This is a genomic window from Acinetobacter bereziniae, from assembly GCF_016576965.1.
GTDB lineage: Bacteria > Pseudomonadota > Gammaproteobacteria > Pseudomonadales > Moraxellaceae > Acinetobacter > Acinetobacter bereziniae.
Window position 1 is genome coordinate 1,725,933 of the sequence record NZ_CP066119.1, and the last position, 22,293, is coordinate 1,748,225.

The following is a 22,293-nucleotide window of genomic DNA, read 5'->3' on the forward strand; positions in this document are numbered from 1 at the left end:
TTTGAATATATGCGTCAATTACAGTTGGATATAGAACCACAACTGGATGCCAGAATTAGTGATTTTTCTGGACCGGGTTGGGGACCTGTAATTGATGCTGTGCGTCAGCTTCATGCGGGCTTGATGAATCGTTTCTATATCTATGGTGGTGCTGGAACTGGAAAAAGCCATTTACTCTCTGCAATTTGTGATTCTTATTTAGAAATTGGTAAGTCTGCAATAAAAGTATCTTTACTGGAGTTGTTGGACGCTCCCATAGAAGCAATTACTTCCCTTGAAAGTTATGATCTGGTTGCCTTAGATGATATTGAGGCGATCAGTGGTGTGCCACATTGGCAAAAAGCAGTTTTCCATTTAATCAATAATAATAATGAAGATGGCGGGCAGTTGGTATTCTCATCGAGATTTGCGCCGATTGAATTAAAGCTCGAACTTCCTGATTTACAATCACGTTTAACCCAAGCAGTAAGTGTAAAAGTACCGAGTGGGCAGTCTTATGCAGATCGTCATGCATTATTACATTCTGTTCTGGAACGTCGGGGTGTACATTTTGACCCGCAAATAACGGAATATTTGCTATTACATGGACCACATCAAACGAGTACACTACTGCAATCTGTTGATCAACTAGAAAAATTATTGAAGGGTGAGAAAACTAAATTATCTCATGCGACACTAAGGCAACTCTATGCATTGATTGATGAGTATAGACAATAATTATTTGTATTTTATAGTGATTTTTGATCTATCTTTAATCTGATATGTGATCGACAGCGTATAAATAAAAATTCTTGAGAATTTTTATTAGCTGTGACAAAGTACGCAAAAAGGACTGATAGCAAAGCATTATGCTGGCTAATAAGAAATAATTAAAAGAAATCAAGGAGACTATAATGCTCAAACGGGGCATAGGCTTAGGATTATTATGTATTACTGGTCATGCATTCAGTGCAAATATTACTGTCACTACAACAGATGATATTGTAAAAGCAGACGATCAGTGTTCATTAAGGGAAGCAGTTGAATACGTCAATCAGGGCATGCCTGAAGCTGGCTATAACGGATGTGGTGGTAAAGATGCAACAGCAAAAATCATGTTGCAGGCAAATAAAGAATATTCACTGAATAGCCAAATACATATTTTAAAAGATGTGGCATTTGGCTCCGATTATCAAACCAATGTTAATGATACTGAGTCTATTGTTGGACGAAGAAATGCCATCATTAAAATGGTAGGTAAAGACCGTTTATTTCGAATTGAAAAAGCAATTGATCCAAACGCAACCACTCCTCCTGCAATGCTTAGTGTTGCTTTTGATGAGATCACTTTAAAAGGATGCGGGCAGTCGAATTGTGCGGATCAAGGTGGTTTGATTTATAACAAAGAATCGTTGGGTATCAGTAACGGTCAGCTTTTAGATGGTTCTGCCCGACAAGGTGGCGCAATTTATAATGCGGGTATATATAGCGCAAATACCGCGCTCAGTTCTGTGGTATTGTCAAAAACTTTAATTAAAGGCAATAAGGCAGCAGAGGGAGGTGTCATTTATACCGAACTGCCATCATTTATTATTTCTCAATCATTGATTCGAGATAATGAAACAAGCAACAGTAATAGTTCAAATTTTGAAACACAAAATCAATTCTCTGAAGATGCATTAAAAGCAATAGGTTCTTTTACTCCATTTGGAATTGTAAACAGTACGATTTTTAACAATAAAGGTTATGTAGTTAAAATCTATGATGCGATGCAAGTTAATAACATCACCATGATTTTAAATAGTATGGGTTTGATTGTGAATGCACCGCAGAAGAAGGGTTATGTTGCCAATAGTATTATTGCGCAAAATGGTGCACAAGATTGTACTGTGGTGGCTGGTGGAGAAGCTGAGCAAATCAGTAATAACCTCTACTCATCAGGCTGTGCTGGGTTTAAATCGACTGCAATGGGGAATGCTCAACTGATTGCAGGCGCAACAACTGAAGGTAAATGTGACTATAGTAGCAATGGTATTTTATGTCCTTTTGCAGAGTCTCCTACGATTGCCTTAGGATATTTTTTACCAAGAATTTTACCGAGCTATAATTCAGAAGAAGACTCGTTGATTATTAATCATGGACCTGCAGCACAAGATAAAATATTGTCATGCTCAGCAACTGACCAGCGTGGCAAGAATAGAGACATAAATGCTGAATTGTGTGATCGTGGTTCAGTTGAATTGGTGATCGACACGAGTAATATCTCTCTCGTTGGACAAGACATTCTCTATGGTGAAAAAGCTAAATTTTCCATTGCTGATCAGTTGCAAGATGGGGAGTTGGTGAGCCCTGAAAAATGTAAACAGATCTTCAATCGAGATGTGGATGACAATGGTAAACCATGGCAAATCGGTTGTCTTAAAACAGTGCAAACCAATACACCGTCTAAGGGTAGCTTAGTGATTGATCAAGCGGGTGATCTGGTTTATACCCCGAATGGGAATTGGCAAGGTTCAGATGAATTTAAAATTAGTGTAGTGACATCCACAACAAGTTTTAATAAATCAGATAACCCTTATATCACGATACCTGCACGAGTTGTACAAAGAAAACCTGATGATTTTAAAGATTATAAAGTCAAAACATCTGGCGGGAGTTTAGGGTTTTTCTCTATCGTAGGTCTTATTGGATTAGCTGGTTATAGACGTTTAAAAAATAAGTAAGGGATTGACGATGAAAAACTATAAAAAAGGATTTCTGACACTTGTTATATTGTCGACCATGTCATTAATGGCGGCAGAAGATAAAACGATTTATGTCACGACTTTTGATGATGAAGATGGGACAAATCCTGACAAGTGTTCTTTGAGAGAAGCATTACACGCTGCTGCCATACACAAAGCTTATGGTGGCTGTAGTGCTGGGCAAATATATTCAACAGTGCCGAACGTGATTCAGTTAGAAGCAGGTGAGTATAAGTTAAACAAAGAGTTAAGACCAAATTCTGATGTCTCTATCGTTGGGAAAGAACCAGGAGACTACAGTCGCCATGATGTACTCACCAATCAATTTCCTGCAGCAATTCCGATTAGAACCATCATTTCTGGTCAAGGCAATTCACGTATTTTTAATACCATCTATGAAAATAAGCCAGGCTTAGTGCTCAATGATTTAATTTTAAAGGATGGTTCAAGTTTAGGTGACAGTAATTACAGTGTTGGTGGGGCAATTTATGCAGGTGGAGCACTGACTTTAAATAATGTCAATATCCTGAATTCCAAAGCAAAAGTAGGTGGTGCGATTTATTTAAATGATGTGACCAGTTCACTCAATATAAATTATGGCGTTTTTGATGGGAATAGTGCGGATCAAGGCAGTGTACTTGGGATGACCTGCTCAGATAATTTAGAATTTACGACACGTACCATTGGAATTAACTATGCAAGCTTTTTGAGAAATGGATCTGAAAATAGCTTAAGTATGTTTAGCTTTTGTGGACAACCTTCGGTTACATTTACCGCCAATACCATTACTGATAATATTGCAAATTCAAATCAAGGCAGTATTATTCAATTTACGCAGAAGACACCTCAAGGAAAGGTGAATTTGAGTAATAATTCCGCGTTAAGTTTAGTGAGCAATACCATTGTTAAAAATACCGCATGGTCGACATTGTTATATGGTTTTAATGGTGTAAAAGCATTAAGTAATAATATTTTGGCCTACAATACTGGCAAGTCTTGTCGTTATGCAGATGGTGATGTCAGCAAGGTCGAAAAATCACGTGTTGTACTGACCTATAACGCTTTGACAATGTCCACGGGAAATGATCAATGCGAAGTTGCAGAAGAAGTTAGGAAAGATGGCAAAGACAATACCTTTGACGTCAGCAATATTAACTTCTCAACACTTTTAAATGAACTTGAGCCACCTACTGAATCTACTGGTTTTATGCCGATGTATTTTCCTAAAAACTTGGGGACAGACAAAGATTTGGTGGATATCGGTTATACAGGCTGTAGTGGTAAAGATCAGCGTGGTGTAACTCGTGTCATTGCAGAAAATTCGAATGGCATAAATGATGTTGCCAACTCTTGTGATATCGGCTCAACTGAGGTTTTACGCTTAACAGCGAATAATCTTAGCGCAACCAATAGTTCTGTCGTACAAATGTTGAACTCGTATCAAACTGTACTGGATAATTATAATAAGTTATTGGAAGATCCAGCGACCAATAAAGATTATATACCTTTCTATAAAATACAAGTTGAAACCTATAGTAATTTAATCAAATACACCAAATCTGATCAGAAATATCGGACAATATTTGTTGATCCTTTTGCCGCGAATCTTCCTGCTGAGATTGTAACGAAAAATGCAAGTGGTCAAGATACACGTGTAGTAAAACATTTAAATACGGATAACTATACAGTAACTGTAAAAGCGCTTGGTGTGGGCACATTGAATGATAAAAAGGTATTTGTAGGCAAAGAAGATCCAAACTTTAAATGTGAATGGAATCCAAATCTGAAGAGAATCATGTTATGGCGTATCAATGATAATGTTACACCATCAGGTGATAATGAATTCTGTAGTTATCAGTTGCAATTAATTGCAGATCCAAGCATAAAATCTTCTGCATATATCATTGGAAGCTTTACCAATATTGCACCAATCGCTAAAGACGCAACATTGAATATTGAATATGGTTCAACCAAACCATTGGATGTTGATTTACTGCAATATGCCAATGATGACGGTGATGGAAATGTTGCAGCCTTAACAGCAAAACCGAATAAACCAAAATTCTATGTCAATCCAGAAGGGATTGAGCTGCCTATTCGAATTGCAAATACCATTGACCCTGTAGTGATTACATCAGACCGTAGTGGACCATGTCCTGGCGATGACGGTAAATATACCTGTTATAACGGTAAGGTCCATATCCAACTCAGAAGTACACTTGATCCATTCAGTTATAATTTTACTTACTATGTGTATGATGCTGATGGGAAAATTTCAAATTCAGCGACAGTGAAATTGCAAAACTCAGGAACAGCACCAGGCAGTCCACGTGTCAGTGGTGGTGGGGCGTTTGGATGGGTGAGTTTATTTGGTTTGTTTGGATTGGTCGGGTATCGTCGCTATCAGATGCATAAACAAGCGAAATAACAATTGAGGTTTATAAAACCAGCTTTTCGAAGCTGGTTTTTTTTATATCTGTATATTTTTTGCTATTTAGTTAGGCTTTAAGCTGAATTTGTATTATAAGTTTTAATTAGACAGGGTGAGTCTGATGATTGCCCTTAAATCATTGAAAAATTATTCATTTTGAACTGATATGAAACAATTTACTGTACTGACTCCACTTGAACAGATTTCTTGTAATGCTGATGAATTGCTTTCAATTAAACGTAATGACCTCGTTCCATTGTTGGATAATCAAACCCGACTCAATTTGTATGCGGATCAATTAATCCAAGCACAGTCGGTACTGTTAAAAAGTATTGATCCGAATTTGACACAAAAGTTAAGTCAAATTATTGCGCAAATTATTGAGCAGTTATCAGCATCAAAGAAAAAGTTGAACCAAAGAAAATTCAACGCCATACAAAAATGGTTGGGCTTAGATTTAGAGTTTAGTGTTGGTCAAGTAAAGTATTTAAGAGATTTAGAGAGCTCAATTGATGAAGCCAAACAATTAAGCCAACGATTGCAAGTTGAAATTCAAAAGTCAGAATCTCGTTTTCAACAAGCCAATGGTCTAAGAGAGCAAATGGCAAAATATATTCGTGCAGCACAGGAATTTTTAGATGAATATCCTGTGTTTGTGCAACAACGTCATCCTTTGGATAATTTTTCCGAGCGTTTGTCAAAAAAGATCAACACTTTGCAGACTTTACAAGCCAGTAATGATATTGCATTGGCACAGATGCAGTTAACGCAACAACTTTCCTTAACATTATTGGATCGTTTTAATGAAGCGCAACACGTCTTAATTCCTGCATGGCAGTATCATGTGAAACAGAGTAGTGCACAAAATTCTTTGGTGACGACTGAAGAACTTGATAAAAGTCGTGATAAATTAATTCAATCTTTAAAGAAATCATTAGAAAATAAATAGGGTAGATCTATGAGCGAATCGAATCAGCAACCATTAACAACACAAGCAGATTCTATGACAGCAAAAACAACAGAATCAAATTCTCCACTAGAAATCCAAAAATTTGAACAATTGAATCTCAAAGAGATTGGTTTAAATACAGAGGATTTTAATGAGGTTGTTAATGCCCATAAAGACTTGGCAAATATTAACCATGCAGCAGTTGCTGAGTATGGAAAAAATATTGCAAGCAAGACCTCCTCTTATACTGATGAATTATTGAATCTGGTTAAAAATAAAGACCTCGATGTGACTGGGCAAAAGTTGAATGAAGTGGTACAAGTTGCACAACAACTCAACACATCGAGTATTTTGAACCAATCAAAAAGTTCAGGATTTATTGGCAGTCTTTTAAATAAGTTTAAAGGCGCAAAACAAAGTTTTGACCAACATTTTAATACCACCAAAGAACAAATTGATTCACTGGTTAAAGAAATTGAAACTTCGCAAACGGGTTTAAAAGCACGTGTAGATACCTTGGACCGTATGTTTAACGGTGTACAGGAAGAATATCGTCAATTGGGGATTTATATTGCAGCTGGGCGGATTAAGCAAGAGGAAGTACAACAAGAGATTGCCTATTTATCTGCACAAGAACAAGATCAAAAAACCAATCAACGTGTTTATGACCTCAATCATTTAGCCAATAATTTAGAAAAAAGAGTCAGTGATTTGCAAGTTTTGCAACAATCTGCGATGCAAACTTTGCCTATGATTCGAATCATTCAGTCAAATAATATGATGTTGGTTGACAAATTCTACGCCATTAAAAACATCACATTACCAGCATGGAAAAACCAAATTAGTTTAGCGATTTCTTTAAATGAACAACGCAACAGCGTACAACTTGCCAATACGATTGATGATGCGACCAATGAGCTGTTAAAACGCAATGCCGATTTGCTCCATCAAAATTCAGTAGATACAGCCAAAGCCAATCAACGTTCAGTGATTGATATTGAAACACTTGAACATGTTCAAAATACCCTCATTAAAACAGTGAATGATGTGATTCAGATCCAAAAAGAGGGCATGCAAAAACGTGAAGAGGCTTCAACCCGAATCAAAGCTTTGCAGTCGAACTTACAGCAGTTGGTCTTGGACAATACTGCGCAGCAATCTTGAAATCAATCTTAAATGTGCTCATTGATGTCTTGAATAAAGGTGTAATACTTGACTGAAAAAAATCAACATGCTGTAGATATTCAGCAAATAGAACATGGATTAAAAATGTTGCAACGCCGTAAGTGGAATCTTACGGCAGCAGCAGTGGTACTGTCCGCTGTTGGTGTAGCAAGTTTGATTTCTTTATTTTTTCAGCAGGAATGGGTCTTTAACATGTTTGGGGTGGCTCAACATGTGCATCAATTGCATCTGCCTTATATGGTTGATCAGCAATTAAGAGACGCAATTTATCAACCTGATTATTTGATGAACGCTTTTTCATGGTTGGGTTGGTTAATTTTAAAATTGATCGTTTCTTTTATTGGGGCATTTTTTGTCATTAAATTACTTAAAAAGTTACGATTTTTCTTGATTCGTTTTCAATCATTTATACTCAAATTTGTTGCATGGCTTATCGCTTTTATTGTGATATGGTCGGGTTTGACTTATGTACAATATGATCTAAAAGATGAGGGTGATAAAGAACTTAAAGCTTTTGTTCGTTATGATCAAAATATTCAACACAGTAATATTTACCAATATCTCAATAAATCTGAATTGCCAGAGCCTGTACAAAATTATTTATTGGCACAGACCGCATTAATGCACAAACCTGTAGATCAAGTGGTTGCAACAGTCTATGCAGAAAAGCTCATCAAAGCAGAGCAAGGCGATCCTCAATTCTTAGAATATGGATTTAAGCCAGAACAGTTATGGACGATTCAACATCAAGTATTTGATCAAGCGGTTTCACCACTTGCCAAAGGTGTAGAAACGCAAGTGAATCGTGCAAATTTTTGGTCTAATATTGTCGAAAAGATGTTATGGGGAATTAGTGCAATTGGCTTAGTGTTAGGGTTATTCTTCTATTTGATTGCTTATCGGATGAGCAAACGTTTACAGCGGATCGGTCATCGGATGAGTTAATGTTGTAACTGTGATAGCCCGGATTTCAAGCGAATAAAAAGCACTTTTCACTTTGATGAAAAAGTGCTTTTTATGGTGTGATTGGAATTAACTAAGCTACATCTTTTGCTCGTTGGGTAATGAGTTCCTTGAGTTCAAGTGTATCGAAAGTTTTATCCCAAATTTCACCATCAACTAAATAGTAAGGGGTTGGGTGCTTACCAAAGCTCTGTACATAATGGGTAATTTCAGCCTGTTTATCCGCAACTTCTTTATGCTGAATTGAACGTAGTACCTTATTGCCATCCAGCCCCATACCTTCAATGACTTGTTTCAGCACTTCAGGATTAGCAATGTCTTTACCATGCGCAAAAATAGCGTGAAATAAAGCTTGGGTTAAAGCAAACTGATCAAAGACATTATCCAAAGCTAAAATTGCCTGATGCGCCAAGCGACTATTGGGCATACGTTTCATATGTTCAATATCAACGGTTAAGTCTTGACTATATGCTGCAAATTTTGCCATATCGAGTTTACGATTTGCCTCTTTAGTTCCGTATTTTTCAGTCAAATATTGGTAAATATCGAGGCCTTGTTCAGGAATTTCTGGTAAAACTTGCACAGGTAATAATTCGATTTTTTTCGCCGTAGGCTGATTCCAATGCTGTTTAAGTTTTTCAAACGCAACATAGCTCATTGGATAGACGATATCGAATACGAACTCTATTTTCATTGTTTTACCTCATCACTGATGTATTTAGAAATTGTGATTAAGTACACGTTGTTGTACTTAATAGGAGAAACGACAACATCAATTTAGCTTAAAACTTTGTGCAATCGTCGCGCACGTTTTTTTGTAGAAAGATGGTCGAAGAAATATTATTTTTATTGAAAATTAATTTAATTTTAAGTTTCAAGGTTGCAATGATTTCGATTGATTTTATCGACAATGCCCCGATATAGAAAAGGAATTTAAAAATTTAAGTATGATAAGGGGGGGAAGCAATGATGCATATTAAACAGAGAAAGGTTAAACTAAAAAACCGATTGATTTAATGAAAACAAACTGTTTTATCTATTTTTTAAATAGACGTAATATACATTCAACGAAAGAAATTTACTCCCTTGGAGATTGTTAGCATGTTAGATACAAATACTTCTGCTCAATTAAAAACTTTGTTAGAGCGTCTTGAAAGCCCAATTGAAATTGTTGCTTCTTTAAATGGTTCTGAGAAATCAGATAAAATTAAAGAGTTGGTAACAGAAATTGCGGCACTTTCAGATCAAGTCACAGCACGTTTTGATGGTCAAAATGAGCGTAAACCTAGCTTTGGTATCGCAAAAGTAGGTGAGCAACCACGTGTATTCTTCGCTGGTTTGCCAATGGGACATGAGTTCACTTCACTGATCTTGGCTTTGTTACAAGTTTCTGGTTATGCACCAAAAGTTTCTGATGAAGTTTTGGCGCAAGTGAAAGGCTTGAACCTTACAGCAAACTTTGAAGTGTTTGTTTCTTTAAGTTGCCATAACTGTCCAGATGTTGTTCAAGCATTGAACTTAATCGCGATTAATAACCCTGGTACGACTGCAACCATGATTGATGGTGCATTCTTCCAAGATGAAGTTGAAGAACGCAAAATTTTAGCTGTCCCGATGGTTTTCCAAAATGGCGAACATATTGGTCAAGGTCGTATGACTTTGGAAGAAATCGTTGCGAAATTAGACAGCGGTGCTGCGGCTAAAGATGCTGAAAAGCTGAATGCTAAAGACGCGTTTGATGTATTGGTGATTGGTGGTGGACCTGCTGGTGCAACATCTGCGGTATATGCTGCACGTAAAGGGATTCGTACAGGTATTGTCTCTGAGCGTTTTGGCGGTCAAGTGATGGATACCATGGATATTGAGAACTTTATCTCTGTACAGAAAACTCAAGGTCCAAAGTTTGGTTCTGATATGGAAGCACATGTACGTGAGTACGGTGTGGACATTATGAACTTACAAAAAGTAAAAAACATTGTAGGTGCGGATCAAACAACCAATGGTTTGGTTGAAGTTGAACTGGAAAATGGTGCAAAACTTGAATCAAAAACAGTCATCTTGTCAACAGGTGCACGTTGGAGAGAAATGAATGTACCTGGCGAGAAAGAGTATAAAACACGCGGTGTTGCATACTGCCCACATTGTGATGGCCCGTTATTTAAAGGCAAAAAAGTTGCTGTGATTGGTGGTGGTAACTCTGGTGTGGAAGCAGCGATTGACCTTGCTGGTATTGTTGAGCATGTTACCTTGATCGAGTTTGATACTAAACTACGTGCTGACCAAGTACTTCAAGATAAGCTCAATAGCTTGCCAAATACTACAGTGATCATGAATGCACTTTCTACGGAGGTGATTGGTGATGGTTCTGTCGTGACAGGCTTGAAATATAAAGATCGTGCCACTGATGAACTTCATACCCTTGAACTTGCAGGAATCTTTGTACAAATTGGCTTATTACCAAATACAGATTTCCTAAAAGAAACTGCTGTAGAACTTTCTAATCGAAATGAAATTGTGGTGAATGATCGCAATGAAACCAATGTGAAAGGTGTCTTTGCTGCAGGTGACTGTACAACCGTACCTTATAAACAAATCATCATTGCCGCTGGTGAAGGTGCAAAAGCTTCTTTATCTGCATTTGATTATATTATTCGTTCAGGTCAATAATGACTTGAACACTGTTGAAGTGTAAAGTCAGCATAGCCTCCATGATACTGACTTTAGCACTGTTAAACTGATGGCTTTACCCTTGATAGGAATTGAGTTGCTAACAGCTCAATTCCTTTTTTTGTCATAAATGTTGAATGAATTTATGGGGTTGTTTTTGTCTGTAGATTTCTAACGAGTGTTCGGGTTTTTTCTTCAGCAGCAAGGATAGAGTTTTCTAGCAACGTGCCACCAGTTTCCTGATGTTCAATGGCGATTTCATGAATTTTTTTGATCCCGATAAAATTAAATGCAGTTTTTATAGCAGGCTCTACATGGTTGGCAAAAGGCGCATCAGCTGAATCAAAATCATGTCCACCACGAGCAGAAAGAAGTACTAGATTTTTTTGATCATCAATCAGACCTGAATATGGCTGTGCTTGGGTGATATCAAAAGAATAGGTTTTATTCATACGCACAAGATGATCAATATAGGCTTTTAGATGAGCAGGAGGTCCAAAGTTATACATGGGTACGCCCAGTACAATTACATCCGCCCATTGTATTTCTTCAATCAGTTCATCACTGAGTTTTAAGCGTTGTTGTGCTTTTTCTTCGGATTCTGCATAGCCGAATTCTGAAATGATCCATTCTTCATCAATATAAGGTATGGGATTTTGTCCTAAATCACGATACTTAACATCAATAGATGAATCATTTTCACGCCATTGTTGAATAAATAATTCCGTCAAACGTCTGCTTAAAGAACCATGTGGGTGTGTTCCAGAAATACCACTTCTTAAACTGGTGTCTATTTTAAGTATATTCGTCATATTAATACGCTGTTGTTGATGTATTCATTATGATTTTTATTTAATTTGAAAAAAACGACAAACGATAAAAATACATGTTATAAATGAATTTAATTCATCCATGCATGTGATTTCATGGCTTTACACAATACACTCGAACAATTGTTGGCTTTTCAATATGTCGCAGAAGAACTGAGCTTTAAGAAAGCAGCAGATCAGCTCTTTTTAACGCCAACGGCTTTAAGCCATCGCATCAAAAAGCTAGAACAGCAATTGAATTTACAATTGTTTGAACGACGTACAAGATCAATTACGCTGACACCTGAAGGGGCTTATTTGTTGAAGCATGTGCGGTCTGGATTTGAACAGATTCAATTTGCTTTACATCAACTTGAACAGCATAAACAACGACTTTTCACCATCACAACGACACCATCTTTTGCAAGTGAGTGGATCATTCCGCATTTGCCCGAATTGCAACAGCGTTTCCCCAATATTATGTTTCGGGTGCATGCAAGTTATGATTTGGTCAATATGGCTTCTGGTTTATATGATTTAGCGATTCGTTATGGTTCTGGAGGCTATCAACATGTTAATGCTGAATTTCTTGCAACGGATGAATATGTTGCTGTTGGGTATGCTTCTTTAGATATAGAATCAATGGATTGGTCAAGCGTACCATTGATTCACTTCACTTGGGGAGATGAATATTGCCCCAATCGTGTTAATTGGCAAAAATGGTTTGAAAAACAAGGTTTGCATATACATGCAGGACAACCACAAGTGTTTTATACGCAGGAAAGCCATGCAATTCAGGCGGTATTGTCAGGGCAGGGTGTGGCATTATTAAGTCGTACCGCAATTGCCAATGACTTAAAGCACGGACGTATGAAAATTGTTTCTGAACATATTGAAACAGCATGGAACTATTATTTATTGACATTGCCTAACGCAGATTTTGTTGTTGAAGAGGTCAAAAGATGGTGCAGAGAGAAATTTTCACAAGATTATTTGGACTAATTCAATAAGAAAAAGCCAAAGTGTTCCCCAAATACACTTTGGCTTCTCCTTAATTTTATTGTTTTACCCTGTTAATGAGCTGCGCTGCCACTGCCCAATTCCATGTTGTTTATTGTTTTTGTTATTTGCTGATATATTAATAAAGCAAAATACGTTCCAAGATCAGCACTTGTTAAAAAAACTTTCTATCCAAAGAAACTTAGATAATGAAAACGATTTAACAATTGCGCTTGGCTTTCAATGTGCTCAGGATTTTGAACGATGCATTCAATAGGACAAACATCTACACAAGTTTGGCGATCATAAAATCCAACGCATTCTGTACAACGTTCGCTATCGATTTCATAAATATCCTGACCTTCAAAAATTGCTTGATTGGGACACTCTGCAACACACATATCACAATTGATGCATTTATCAGTAATCATTAAAGCCATTTTGATATCCTATACTGCTTGGTAAGCCAATGATGATGCTGAAATATCAGCAGTTGAATTAGGTAAGTTTCTAATTAATAAAGCATATTGCATATCAACATCCGCAGGGATTGGGATTTCGACAATATGCCCAGATCCTTTTGCATCCACAATAGGCTGTCTCTTTTTGTCCAATATCTGATTAAGGGTAAAGGTGATATTGCCCGATGTTGTCATCAGCTCCAGCGAGTCTCCGACTACAAAGCGATTTTTTACATCAATTTTGATGTAATCCTCATTTCTTTCTAGCACTTCGCCCACAAATTGTTGATGGTTAAAACGAGATGAGCCCGTTTCATAATTTTGATATTCAGCATGCACATGTCGGCGTAAAAAACCTTCGGTATAACCACGATTTGCTAAACCTTCGAGTTGTGTCATCAACGCCCAGTCAAACGGTTTACCCAGTTGTGCATCATCAATCGCTTTACGATAGATTTGCGCCGTTCTTGCGCAATAAAAGTAAGATTTGGTGCGTCCTTCAATTTTTAAAGAATGGATGCCCATCTTGGTTAAGCGATCTACATGTTGAACGGCACGTAAGTCTTTAGAATTCATGAAGTAGGTGCCATGCTGATCTTCTTCAGCAGCAAACATATCTTCTTCATGACGTTGTAATAAAACCGGCTCGCCAAATTGATGTTGTTGTATGGCGTGTTGCTCGTCGGCATCTTTATTGTTGCAACATACTGATGCTGTCTCCAGTGATTGGACTGGAATGACATCCCCAGATGCATCTTCTGCTGCTTCGTGAATATTGTACTCCCAGCGACATGCATTGGTGCAAGCGCCTTGATTTGCATCACGTTTATTCATATAGCCTGAAAGTAAGCAACGACCGGAATAAGCCATACAGAGTGCACCATGTACGAAAACTTCAATTTCCATATCGGGTACATTCTGCTTAATTTCCTCAATTTCTTCGATAGATAACTCACGTGACAAAATCACACGAGTGAGTCCCATATTTTTCCAAAACTTCACTGTTGCCCAATTGACTACATTTGCTTGTACAGATAGATGAATCGGCATCTGTGGAAAGTTCTCTCGAACCATCATAATCAAGCCTGGATCCGACATGATGAGCGCGTCAGGTTGCATTTCAATGACAGGTGTAAGGTCGCGAATGAAGTTTTTTAATTTAGCATTATGCGGTTGGATATTGACCACAACATAAAATTTTTTACCCAACGCATGTGCTTCGGAAATTCCAATTTTTAAATTGGCATGATCAAATTCATTATTACGAACTCTTAAACTATAGCGAGGTTGACCTGCATATACAGCATCTGCACCGTAGGCAAATGCATAACGCATATTTTTCAGTGAACCTGCTGGAGAGAGAAGTTCTGTAATGTGAGAGATGCGCATAAAAATCTAAAGGCATACTAAAAATATGGTTTTATTGTAAGGGTTTAAAAATAAGATTCAACCTAGTAAAACACTCAGGATTATTAGGTTGATTTACAGTTAAAAATAAATTAATTCAATGATTTATGTTTAATTTATATTTCTTTTATGCACGTCGATAAGAATTATTTCACTCTTTTTAATGCTTGATTGATAATAATTTCACCATCTTCTTTAGAAAATGGATGTAATTGTGGAGCAGATAATATATCTAAAACCATTTCAGAAGGACGGCATAAACGAACACCTAATTCAGTGACGACGAAAGGACGATTAATCAGAATAGGGTGTTGCAGCATGAGCTCGATGAGCTGATCATCATTGTATTGTTGCCGTTCTAAATTTAAAACTGTGTAAACTTCAACATTTTTACGTAGTACATCTTTGATAGATAAACCCGATTGTTGGATGAGCTGAATCAACTGTTGTTTGCTGGGTGGATGATTTAAATACTCAATGATTTCTGGCTCTATTCCCGCATTTCGAATCAGTGCAAGAGTATTGCGGGAAGTCCCACAGTCAGGATTGTGATAAATTTTAATTTGAGATGACATAGATTTTAAGGCGCCATAGTGATTTGTGATCTTGTATTTATATATGGATATGCGTATATTCGCAATACTGAATATGGTGAATGAATAAATTGAGCAATCGTTATGCATCAAACAGATTTCTTTAAATGCTTATCTGACCCGACACGTCTAGATATTTTAAAAATGTTGGTGGCAAAAGACAGTGTTTGTGTATGTGAAATCACAGAGGTCTTGAATTTAAGTCAACCTAAGATTTCAAGACACTTGGCTTTGTTGAGAAATCTATCAATTGTATTGGATCAACGAAAAGGGCAATGGGTGTATTACCGATTGAATCCTGAACTTCCTGATTGGGCGAATGAAATATTAAATATTATCACCTTGGCAAATCACAACCTGATAGAAAAACATTCAGGTCTGATGAATATTAGTCATTGTTGTGAGTAAATCATGATGCGTTTTACCCAGCAGACTTCGAAAATGTCTTTTCTTGATCGACATCTGACATTATGGATTTTTATGGCTATGGCATTCGGAATTGCTATTGGCATATTTTTCCCGCAGGTATCGACAAATTTAAATCATTTAAGTTTAGATTCAGTCAATATTCCGATTGCGATGGGTCTCATTTTAATGATGTACCCACCACTTGCCAAAGTGGATTATAAAACGCTACCACAGGTATTTAAGGACAAGCGAACACTGCTTTTATCTTTATTGCAAAATTGGTTGATTGCACCGTGTTTGATGTTTGTTTTAGCCATTATTTTTTTACATCAGTATCCTGAATATATGACGGGTTTGATCCTGATTGGACTGGCGCGCTGTATTGCCATGGTGTTGGTATGGAATAATTTGGCTGGCGGTGATAATCAGTACGTTGCGGCTTTGGTTGCTTTCAATAGCATTTTTCAAATTCTTTTTTTTAGTAGCTATGCTTGGTTGTTTCTAGGTATTTTACCTCCGTATTTTGGTGTAGAAGCTAAATTCATTGACGTCGGTTTTTGGACCATTACTCATGCTGTTTTAGTCTATTTGGGCATTCCATTTCTTTTGGGTTTTTTGAGCCGTGCGATACTGGTCAAAATGAAGGGGTTGGATTGGTATACAAATATTTTCATCCCTAAAATCAGCCCAATCAGTTTACTGGCATTATTGTTTACCATTGTGGCAATGTTCAGCTTAAAAGGCGCTGATGTGATTAGTCTTCCTTTAGATGTATTGCGGATTGCGATTCCATTGGTTCTGTATTTTGTACTGATGTTTTTCCTAAGCTTTTTTATGAGTAAATGGATAGGAAATGATTATGCCAAAACAACGGCTATTTCATTTACGGCTGCAGGCAATAATTTTGAATTAGCGCTAGCGGTTGCGATTGCCACCTTTGGTTTGGCATCGCCTGTTGCCTTTACAACGATCATTGGTCCATTGGTAGAAGTTCCAGTTCTGATTTTATTGGTCGGGGTATCGTTGAAATTACATAAAACAGTATTTCAAAAAATTCAATAAACCAGAACTCAATGAAACATGGGACTGAGCGAATAATCGGAGTAAATCAATTATTCTGAGGCTTCTAGTTTTTTGATGATTTGACAGTGATCAATGGTGGTATTTAATGAGCAGGACTGACGTAATTGTTGTAATTGAGATTTAAAATTTTGCAATTCATGAATACGCGTTTCGACATGTTGAATATGTTCTTCGATCAACTGATCGATCACTTTACAATCCTGTTCAGGATGCTGAATTTGTTCTAAAAGTTGGGTAATTTCATGTAAGGTCATGTCCAATGAACGACAGCGTTTGATAAAAATCAGTCGTTTTAAGCAATCTTCATCATAGTATTTATAATTGTTTTCTGCGCGATAGCTGGACTGAATGAGCTGTTTTTTTTCATAAAAACGTACAGTATCAGTTGAAAGCTGAGTTTTTTTTGCAAGATCACTGATTAAATACTGCTGCATGATTATTCCTCTATTTTTTGCTTGACCTTGGACTTACTCCATAGTTTTAAATAGCAGTATAGCTTAATTTGATTATTGTCTATACCGCTCTTGCAATTACATTAAAAAAAAGATCATGAGGTTGCTTGTGCAAAGACAAATCAACAACTGATATTTCACTCAGGAGATCTGTCATGGCATGTACATGTAGTCATGAACCTGCACCACAAAAACCGAATAGTAAGTTTAGAACGGCTTTGTGGATTGCTTTATTTATCAATCTTGCCATGTTTTTTGTCGAGCTGATTGGTGGTGCTTATGCACACTCTTCAGCACTATGGGCTGATTCACTCGACTTCTTTGGTGATGCTGTCAATTATGCAGTTTCTTTGGCTGTTTTAGGGGCAAGTTTGTATTGGCGGGCAACGGTTGCATTATTTAAAGGCGCAATCATGGCAATTTTTGGATTTGTGGTAATTGCAAAAACTATTTATGCATATATACAGGGGATTCCGCCCGAAGCAATCACAATGGGCGTTATTGGTGTCCTTGCACTTATTGCCAATGTGATTTCAGCAGTTGTGCTTTATGCATTTAGAGATGGGGACTCAAACATGCAATCTGTTTGGTTGTGTAGCCGCAATGATGCGATTGGGAATGTCGCGGTAATTTTTGCTGCAATCGGTGTATTTGGTACGGGAAGTATGTTCCCTGATTTGATTGTCGCAGTGATTATGGCAACTTTAGGGTTAACAGGTGGATATCAGGTGATTAAAAAAGCGAATCAAGAACGTAAACAAAATACTGCCTCACAACCAGCTTTAGAGTCGCGTTAAATTAAAGTATAGGGGGATGGGGGATATAAGAACTTCGACTCGGATATGTATGAAAAGCGCATCTTGATTGAGAAACGTGGATCGAAGTGAAAAATATTGATGATTTTTGTTTTGGTTGAGGTGGGATTCTGAAGGAATATCGACTGAGAAATTTTCACTCAATCGTAATAGTGCAAGTTTTGCTAATAAAGCCTCACTTTGATTTTACTGCTGTCGTTTTAAAGAAATATCCTGCTCATCCTTAATATCGTTGGTATTCATGGCGCCATACCGCAAAATATGATCGCAGTGCCAGCAAATGATGCCAATTAAACATGTTAGATAAAATTTGGCTGATGAAAAACATTAAATTGTTGCAGTACAAATTTTCATTTTGCTCCAAAAATTATTCCACAGAGCTAAATATTCAGACTGAATTTGCTGTAGATGTTGTTGATTTTCTGATGAGTAGCATTGTGCAAGCAATGTCCAAATATCATCTTGATGATTGTCATCATTGGCGAGTGTTGAAGCCTCCTGGTCAGCCAGACCATGACATGCATAGTAGCCCTCGATATAGATGCTATTATAAATCGCCATATTGTTTCGCAATGCTTCACTAAATTTGATCACCTGTAGTTCTGTGCACGCCAAAATCAGCAGAAGGTCAGCATAAGAGGACAAATGTTTTTGTATATACTCGGCGAGTGCATATGCTTCGATTTGAGTTTTACTTTGATCTAATGGTTCTAGGTCTAACTGCTGCATTAATTTTAAGAAATACACCAGATGAGATTTAGCAGCTGAACTTTGTTCAAGTTGATGGGTATTGAAACCCAATTCATCAATTAAGTTGAGCGACAGCAAGTAACGTGCATAAATTTTTGATGCGATTCTATTTTCTTCTAAGATATTTGAGTTTTGTTCCAACTTGTACGCTTGGTAGATTACCATGCTCAAAGCATCAGTAAAATTTTTAACGATAGCAGTAAAATAATTGATATGGATAAATTTTAATTGATCCAAACTAAATTGGCATTGATGAAGTTGCTCTAATATTGGATGTTTAAATAGAGGATGTTGTTGTGTCAGTCGCTTGAGATGATTTACAGCTTGAGTATTTTGTTGCCATATTTCAGGTTTTAAAGAATTTTGGATGAACTGCAGCAACTCAAGACGAGTATGTTCTGATTGCGTAAAAGAGAATATGTTCATATGCTGCATTGAAATTTTAATTTTACCGTTTTTATCATAGTCAAAAATAAATTAATTTGCTAGTATTAACTCAATTTTAATATTTTATATTTCAGACACTTGTCCTTTGTTCAAGATTGTTTTGTGCAAAAAATCTATGTTGTTGCAAATTTAAGATATAATTCCTATCATATCGTGAAGTAACGCCTATATATGTGCTGCTCTTATAAGCTAATGCCTTAATTTTAATCTTAAATTTTTATACGTTGGGTAAAAATAAATGTCAAAAAAAGAGGACATCATTAATACAGCGCTGAAACTCTTTAATTCTTATAGCTATAATTCTATTGGTATAGACCGGATTATTAGTGAGTCTGGCGTTGCAAAAATGACGTTTTATAAGTATTTCCCATCTAAAGCGAAATTGATTGAAGAGTGTTTAGTGACTAGAAATCATAATTTGCAACAATCCCTAGGTGCTGCAATAGCCGAGTGTGATCCTGACGATTATTTATCTCATATTAGAGCTATTTTTGTGTGGTACAACGCTTGGTTTCATTCAGCAGATTTTAATGGTTGTATGTTCCAAAAAGCGGTTGAAGAAATTTCAAAAATATATCCTTCATCATTGCAACCAGCAATTGATTATAAGGAATGGTTAAAAGGGCATTTGAGTCATGCTCTACGTCATTTAGGCATAAAACAAGATGTTCAAATGGCAGGTTTTTTGTCGAGTATCCTTGATGGAATGACGATTCAAGCTCAGATTGATCCCAAGCAAGTGAGTTTAGATGATTATTGGAAAAGAGTAGAAACTTTGATCCAAATGGAATTGGCAGTCGCTTCTTAATATTGAATATTCGCAGGACAGTTTATGTCGAATTGAAGCTTATGCATAAATTTATGTTCAAGCTTCACTGTCGAATATTAAAATAAAAAAGCGCGATAACTTTATGCTATCGCGCTTTGCTGATAAGTTTCTTATGTACTTAACGCTTATTGCATTCACAATCAACGTTAAGATGATGAGATGCTTAAGCGTCTTCTTATATTTATTTCTTTTACCCTCTGAATGCACATGTCATTCGGTTTTATTTCAGCTAAATAGACAGACTTGTCTGTTTGAGTGAATTATAAAGAATCTGTTGTTTTTTACAACAGGTACTTTGTGAATTTGTTTAAACTTTTACCAAATGGCTCAGGTTTGGTGAAAATATATCCGATTTCAATCAGTTTTGTCTCTGATTTTATGCTTCTTCAAAAATTATTTACTGACTTTAATCCATATTGAAACAAATATTTATCTTTAATGGATAGAAACGTATTTAATTTTTTGCCAAAGCAAAGTATCCAAAGCGTTGTAATTAATTGTTGCAAATAGCATGAATCCACATTTTCAATAAAACTGAGATGAGTTGCGGTTGTTATGTAGATTTCATCATTCAATCTAGATGGATAGTCATATATTCAATCTGTTAAGAAATTCATAGGGTAAAATATATTTCTCTTAATCAATAGAATCAATGCGATGAATTTATTGTTTAATCCTATAAAAACTTTCATTGCCACCGTTTGCTTCTAAAGTTTAAATCGTTTTACGTAGGCGATACGATGCGATGCTTTACTTTGCTCAAGCAATTTTTGTTTAACGGTAGTCTTGCGCTGCAACCAAAGCGGTGCTTGGTTTTTGCTCATATACACCCGCTTAACATGACAACATCCATTTCATCTCATGATAGAAAGATCATCGACTATTCAAAAGTAAAAATAAATGAATCTCTAAAAGCTTCTAATAATTTGTATAAAAGTATAAAGCGTATCGGATATGTATGATTGAAATCGAATCACGTGTATGAATAATCAGGCGGTTTGACTGTAAATATAGTCAATCTTTTAACTGATGCTTTGTTTTTAGCAAAAGTTAAGTGTTTACATGATGACATTATTGCGCTTTCGCCTGTTTACTCAACTGATATAAGTTTTCGATCATTTCTTCAATATTGTGCTGATTTTCAATAAAGCTATTCTCCTTGATATATTGTTTGAGATGATCCAAGGTGTTTTTTCCATATTCGAGCAATTGTATTTGTTGGTGAATCAAAGCTTGTTTTTCATCAATGAGTTGGTTGGAAAGTATATTGCAGTTTTCAGATGCTGGCTGTTGACTTAACTCAAGGATATGTTTGATTTCTATTAAGCTAAAACCAATACTTTTTAGCGCAATAATAGATTTGATCTGCTGTTCATGATGCGCTTGATAGTTTCTATAACCATTTTTCAATCGATCTGGGACAAGTATTTTTAATTCCTCGTAAAAGCGTAGCGTATCCGGAGATACGCCATGCTTTTTTGAAAATTGACTAATATTCATTTTATTTTTTCTCGTTAACAGTGTCTGAACATGGATTTGAATCTAAGTTATAAGTTTCAACATAAGTCTTAAATGATACATTCATTTTTCTGAAATTGAGTAATGTTGGTTGAATGACCGCTCGATTTAAAAATGGAATAAGCAGCCCTTTGAAATCTTCAGCTTGAATAAGTTCAGTTGTATTCTCATCCAATGACTGAAAAATGAATTGATGACGACCATTAAACAATCCATTGACATACAATTTTCCTTCCCATTCAAGATGATAGTTTTCTAAGCTGAGCACAACGGGTTGCATTTGAATTTTTACTTTTCCATTCTCATCGTATAAATCAACCTTGATCTGTTGTCCAACTTGTGTTGGGAATTTTTCTATATTGAATAAAGTATTCCATTTTGAATAAGCATCAACACATTTAAATTGTGCCCACACCTGTTCAATGGGCTTATTGATCACGATTTTGGTTTCTATACGAACATGTTTAGTGGGCATGATGGAAGTCGTGATTAACAGCGCCAATAAAATAAAACTTATGCTTAATCGCATGTACCCTTTGCTATATAGAATCTGCATAAAACAACCTCTTTGTTGATTGAGTTAAATTTGATTCTAAGATTGGAGTTGACTCGAAGCTCAAGTGTTAAATTGGTTTATTTGAGCCAGCCACGTTTTGAAAAATATATTAAATTGGGGGGGAGTGCATCTGGATTGCTATGTGTAAAGCTCAAATTTTAGTGTGGTTTTTATAGAATTTTGCCAGCCACAAAAAACTAAATTTTCACTGAGAACGAAAATTTAGTTTTTTATCAGACCTATCACTT

At 36.4% G+C, this 22,293-nt stretch carries 21 protein-coding genes; 12 read left to right on the plus strand and 9 right to left on the minus strand.

Annotation, left to right across the window (positions count from 1 at the left end):
- Positions 1–9 precede the first annotated feature (9 nt).
- The 6 genes from hda (at position 10) to I9192_RS08075 (ending at position 8,233) form a co-directional block, all read left to right on the plus strand.
- Positions 10–717, plus strand: coding sequence for a DnaA regulatory inactivator Hda (hda, locus tag I9192_RS08050; RefSeq protein ID WP_004831456.1), 708 nt, complete (start codon positions 10–12; stop codon positions 715–717).
- A 176-nt stretch (positions 718–893) separates the two neighbouring features.
- Positions 894–2,702, plus strand: a complete 1,809-nt coding sequence (gene rbtA / locus I9192_RS08055) for a rhombotarget A (RefSeq protein WP_200150318.1) — start codon at positions 894–896, stop codon at positions 2,700–2,702.
- A 10-nt stretch (positions 2,703–2,712) separates the two neighbouring features.
- On the plus strand, positions 2,713–5,151 hold the full coding sequence (locus I9192_RS08060) for a CSLREA domain-containing protein (protein ID WP_200150319.1): 2,439 nt from the start codon (positions 2,713–2,715) through the stop codon (positions 5,149–5,151).
- A 169-nt stretch (positions 5,152–5,320) separates the two neighbouring features.
- The gene (locus I9192_RS08065) at positions 5,321–6,103 is read left to right on the plus strand and encodes a hypothetical protein (protein WP_046760178.1); all 783 of its coding nucleotides are present in this window, start codon (positions 5,321–5,323) and stop codon (positions 6,101–6,103) included.
- Positions 6,104–6,157: 54 nt separating this feature from the next.
- Positions 6,158–7,267 carry a toxic anion resistance protein gene (locus tag I9192_RS08070; RefSeq protein ID WP_100886276.1) on the plus strand — a complete coding sequence of 370 codons (1,110 nt, stop codon included), beginning with the start codon at positions 6,158–6,160 and terminating at the stop codon, positions 7,265–7,267.
- A gap of 48 nt (positions 7,268–7,315) precedes the next feature.
- On the plus strand, positions 7,316–8,233 hold the full coding sequence (locus tag I9192_RS08075) for a hypothetical protein (protein ID WP_200150320.1): 918 nt from the start codon (positions 7,316–7,318) through the stop codon (positions 8,231–8,233).
- A gap of 91 nt (positions 8,234–8,324) precedes the next feature.
- Here the strand turns inward: I9192_RS08075 and I9192_RS08080 are convergent, their stop codons facing one another.
- Complete coding sequence (locus I9192_RS08080) at positions 8,325–8,945, minus strand: DsbA family oxidoreductase (protein WP_004831448.1); 621 nt, start codon at positions 8,943–8,945, stop codon at positions 8,325–8,327.
- A 407-nt stretch (positions 8,946–9,352) separates the two neighbouring features.
- Between I9192_RS08080 and ahpF the strand changes: the two genes are divergently transcribed.
- Positions 9,353–10,918: an alkyl hydroperoxide reductase subunit F gene (gene ahpF / locus I9192_RS08085; RefSeq protein WP_005029953.1), complete on the plus strand. Its 1,566-nt coding sequence runs from the start codon at positions 9,353–9,355 to the stop codon at positions 10,916–10,918.
- A gap of 143 nt (positions 10,919–11,061) precedes the next feature.
- On the opposite strand, the gene I9192_RS08090 is transcribed toward ahpF, so the two are convergent.
- A complete protein-coding gene (locus tag I9192_RS08090) occupies positions 11,062–11,730 on the minus strand; it encodes an FMN-dependent NADH-azoreductase (protein WP_005029952.1) in 669 nt (222 codons plus the stop codon).
- A gap of 114 nt (positions 11,731–11,844) precedes the next feature.
- Here I9192_RS08090 and I9192_RS08095 point away from each other — a divergent pair, with 114 nt between their 5' ends.
- Entirely contained in the window at positions 11,845–12,729 is an 885-nt protein-coding gene (locus I9192_RS08095; RefSeq protein WP_005029950.1) for a LysR substrate-binding domain-containing protein, read from the plus strand.
- A 185-nt stretch (positions 12,730–12,914) separates the two neighbouring features.
- Here I9192_RS08095 and I9192_RS08100 read toward each other — a convergent pair whose 3' ends face one another.
- The 3 genes from I9192_RS08100 to arsC form a co-directional block, all read right to left on the minus strand.
- Complete coding sequence (locus tag I9192_RS08100) at positions 12,915–13,166, minus strand: YfhL family 4Fe-4S dicluster ferredoxin (protein ID WP_004831442.1); 252 nt, start codon at positions 13,164–13,166, stop codon at positions 12,915–12,917.
- A gap of 9 nt (positions 13,167–13,175) precedes the next feature.
- Positions 13,176–14,576 (minus strand): prephenate-dependent tRNA uridine(34) hydroxylase TrhP, encoded by a 1,401-nt coding sequence (gene trhP / locus I9192_RS08105; RefSeq protein ID WP_200150321.1) that lies wholly within the window; start codon positions 14,574–14,576, stop codon positions 13,176–13,178.
- Positions 14,577–14,740: 164 nt separating this feature from the next.
- Positions 14,741–15,169 (minus strand): arsenate reductase (glutaredoxin), encoded by a 429-nt coding sequence (gene arsC / locus I9192_RS08110; protein WP_005029946.1) that lies wholly within the window; start codon positions 15,167–15,169, stop codon positions 14,741–14,743.
- A gap of 102 nt (positions 15,170–15,271) precedes the next feature.
- Here arsC and I9192_RS08115 point away from each other — a divergent pair, with 102 nt between their 5' ends.
- Positions 15,272–15,595 carry an ArsR/SmtB family transcription factor gene (locus I9192_RS08115; protein WP_004831439.1) on the plus strand — a complete coding sequence of 108 codons (324 nt, stop codon included), beginning with the start codon at positions 15,272–15,274 and terminating at the stop codon, positions 15,593–15,595.
- Between the two features lie 33 nt (positions 15,596–15,628).
- On the plus strand, positions 15,629–16,657 hold the full coding sequence (gene arsB, locus I9192_RS08120; protein WP_316249727.1) for an ACR3 family arsenite efflux transporter: 1,029 nt from the start codon (positions 15,629–15,631) through the stop codon (positions 16,655–16,657).
- 50 nt (positions 16,658–16,707) lie between these two features.
- Here arsB and I9192_RS08125 read toward each other — a convergent pair whose 3' ends face one another.
- Positions 16,708–17,112, minus strand: a complete 405-nt coding sequence (locus I9192_RS08125; RefSeq protein ID WP_004831437.1) for a Cd(II)/Pb(II)-responsive transcriptional regulator — start codon at positions 17,110–17,112, stop codon at positions 16,708–16,710.
- Between the two features lie 173 nt (positions 17,113–17,285).
- On the opposite strand from I9192_RS08125, the gene I9192_RS08130 reads away from it, so the two are divergent.
- Positions 17,286–17,927 (plus strand): cation transporter, encoded by a 642-nt coding sequence (locus tag I9192_RS08130; RefSeq protein WP_005029941.1) that lies wholly within the window; start codon positions 17,286–17,288, stop codon positions 17,925–17,927.
- A gap of 345 nt (positions 17,928–18,272) precedes the next feature.
- On the opposite strand, the gene I9192_RS08135 is transcribed toward I9192_RS08130, so the two are convergent.
- Positions 18,273–19,121, minus strand: a complete 849-nt coding sequence (locus I9192_RS08135; protein ID WP_005029939.1) for a hypothetical protein — start codon at positions 19,119–19,121, stop codon at positions 18,273–18,275.
- Positions 19,122–19,380: 259 nt separating this feature from the next.
- On the opposite strand from I9192_RS08135, the gene I9192_RS08140 reads away from it, so the two are divergent.
- Positions 19,381–19,950 carry a TetR/AcrR family transcriptional regulator gene (locus I9192_RS08140; RefSeq protein ID WP_005029937.1) on the plus strand — a complete coding sequence of 190 codons (570 nt, stop codon included), beginning with the start codon at positions 19,381–19,383 and terminating at the stop codon, positions 19,948–19,950.
- Positions 19,951–21,042: 1,092 nt separating this feature from the next.
- On the opposite strand, the gene I9192_RS08145 is transcribed toward I9192_RS08140, so the two are convergent.
- Positions 21,043–21,471 carry a MerR family transcriptional regulator gene (locus I9192_RS08145; protein WP_004831433.1) on the minus strand — a complete coding sequence of 143 codons (429 nt, stop codon included), beginning with the start codon at positions 21,469–21,471 and terminating at the stop codon, positions 21,043–21,045.
- A gap of 1 nt (position 21,472) precedes the next feature.
- A complete protein-coding gene (locus tag I9192_RS08150) occupies positions 21,473–22,045 on the minus strand; it encodes an SRPBCC domain-containing protein (protein ID WP_005029935.1) in 573 nt (190 codons plus the stop codon).
- Positions 22,046–22,293: the final 248 nt, after the last annotated feature.

Excerpts from the sequence above, each read along its gene's own strand:
- I9192_RS08125 (WP_004831437.1), bottom strand. The coding sequence starts at position 17,112 with ATGCAGCAGTATTTAATCAGTGATCTTGCAAAAAAAACTCAGCTTTCA.
- I9192_RS08065 (WP_046760178.1), top strand. The coding sequence starts at position 5,321 with ATGAAACAATTTACTGTACTGACTCCACTTGAACAGATTTCTTGTAAT.
- I9192_RS08130 (WP_005029941.1), top strand. The coding sequence starts at position 17,286 with ATGGCATGTACATGTAGTCATGAACCTGCACCACAAAAACCGAATAGT.
- trhP (WP_200150321.1), bottom strand. The coding sequence starts at position 14,576 with ATGCGCATCTCTCACATTACAGAACTTCTCTCTCCAGCAGGTTCACTG.
- I9192_RS08060 (WP_200150319.1), top strand. The coding sequence starts at position 2,713 with ATGAAAAACTATAAAAAAGGATTTCTGACACTTGTTATATTGTCGACC.
- rbtA (WP_200150318.1), top strand. The coding sequence starts at position 894 with ATGCTCAAACGGGGCATAGGCTTAGGATTATTATGTATTACTGGTCAT.
- ahpF (WP_005029953.1), top strand. The coding sequence starts at position 9,353 with ATGTTAGATACAAATACTTCTGCTCAATTAAAAACTTTGTTAGAGCGT.
- I9192_RS08115 (WP_004831439.1), top strand. The coding sequence starts at position 15,272 with ATGCATCAAACAGATTTCTTTAAATGCTTATCTGACCCGACACGTCTA.
- hda (WP_004831456.1), top strand. The coding sequence starts at position 10 with ATGCGTCAATTACAGTTGGATATAGAACCACAACTGGATGCCAGAATT.
- I9192_RS08080 (WP_004831448.1), bottom strand. The coding sequence starts at position 8,945 with ATGAAAATAGAGTTCGTATTCGATATCGTCTATCCAATGAGCTATGTT.
- I9192_RS08150 (WP_005029935.1), bottom strand. The coding sequence starts at position 22,045 with ATGCAGATTCTATATAGCAAAGGGTACATGCGATTAAGCATAAGTTTT.
- arsB (WP_316249727.1), top strand. The coding sequence starts at position 15,629 with ATGTCTTTTCTTGATCGACATCTGACATTATGGATTTTTATGGCTATG.
- I9192_RS08145 (WP_004831433.1), bottom strand. The coding sequence starts at position 21,471 with ATGAATATTAGTCAATTTTCAAAAAAGCATGGCGTATCTCCGGATACG.
- I9192_RS08140 (WP_005029937.1), top strand. The coding sequence starts at position 19,381 with ATGTCAAAAAAAGAGGACATCATTAATACAGCGCTGAAACTCTTTAAT.
- arsC (WP_005029946.1), bottom strand. The coding sequence starts at position 15,169 with ATGTCATCTCAAATTAAAATTTATCACAATCCTGACTGTGGGACTTCC.
- I9192_RS08095 (WP_005029950.1), top strand. The coding sequence starts at position 11,845 with ATGGCTTTACACAATACACTCGAACAATTGTTGGCTTTTCAATATGTC.
- I9192_RS08100 (WP_004831442.1), bottom strand. The coding sequence starts at position 13,166 with ATGGCTTTAATGATTACTGATAAATGCATCAATTGTGATATGTGTGTT.
- I9192_RS08090 (WP_005029952.1), bottom strand. The coding sequence starts at position 11,730 with ATGACGAATATACTTAAAATAGACACCAGTTTAAGAAGTGGTATTTCT.
- I9192_RS08135 (WP_005029939.1), bottom strand. The coding sequence starts at position 19,121 with ATGAACATATTCTCTTTTACGCAATCAGAACATACTCGTCTTGAGTTG.
- I9192_RS08070 (WP_100886276.1), top strand. The coding sequence starts at position 6,158 with ATGACAGCAAAAACAACAGAATCAAATTCTCCACTAGAAATCCAAAAA.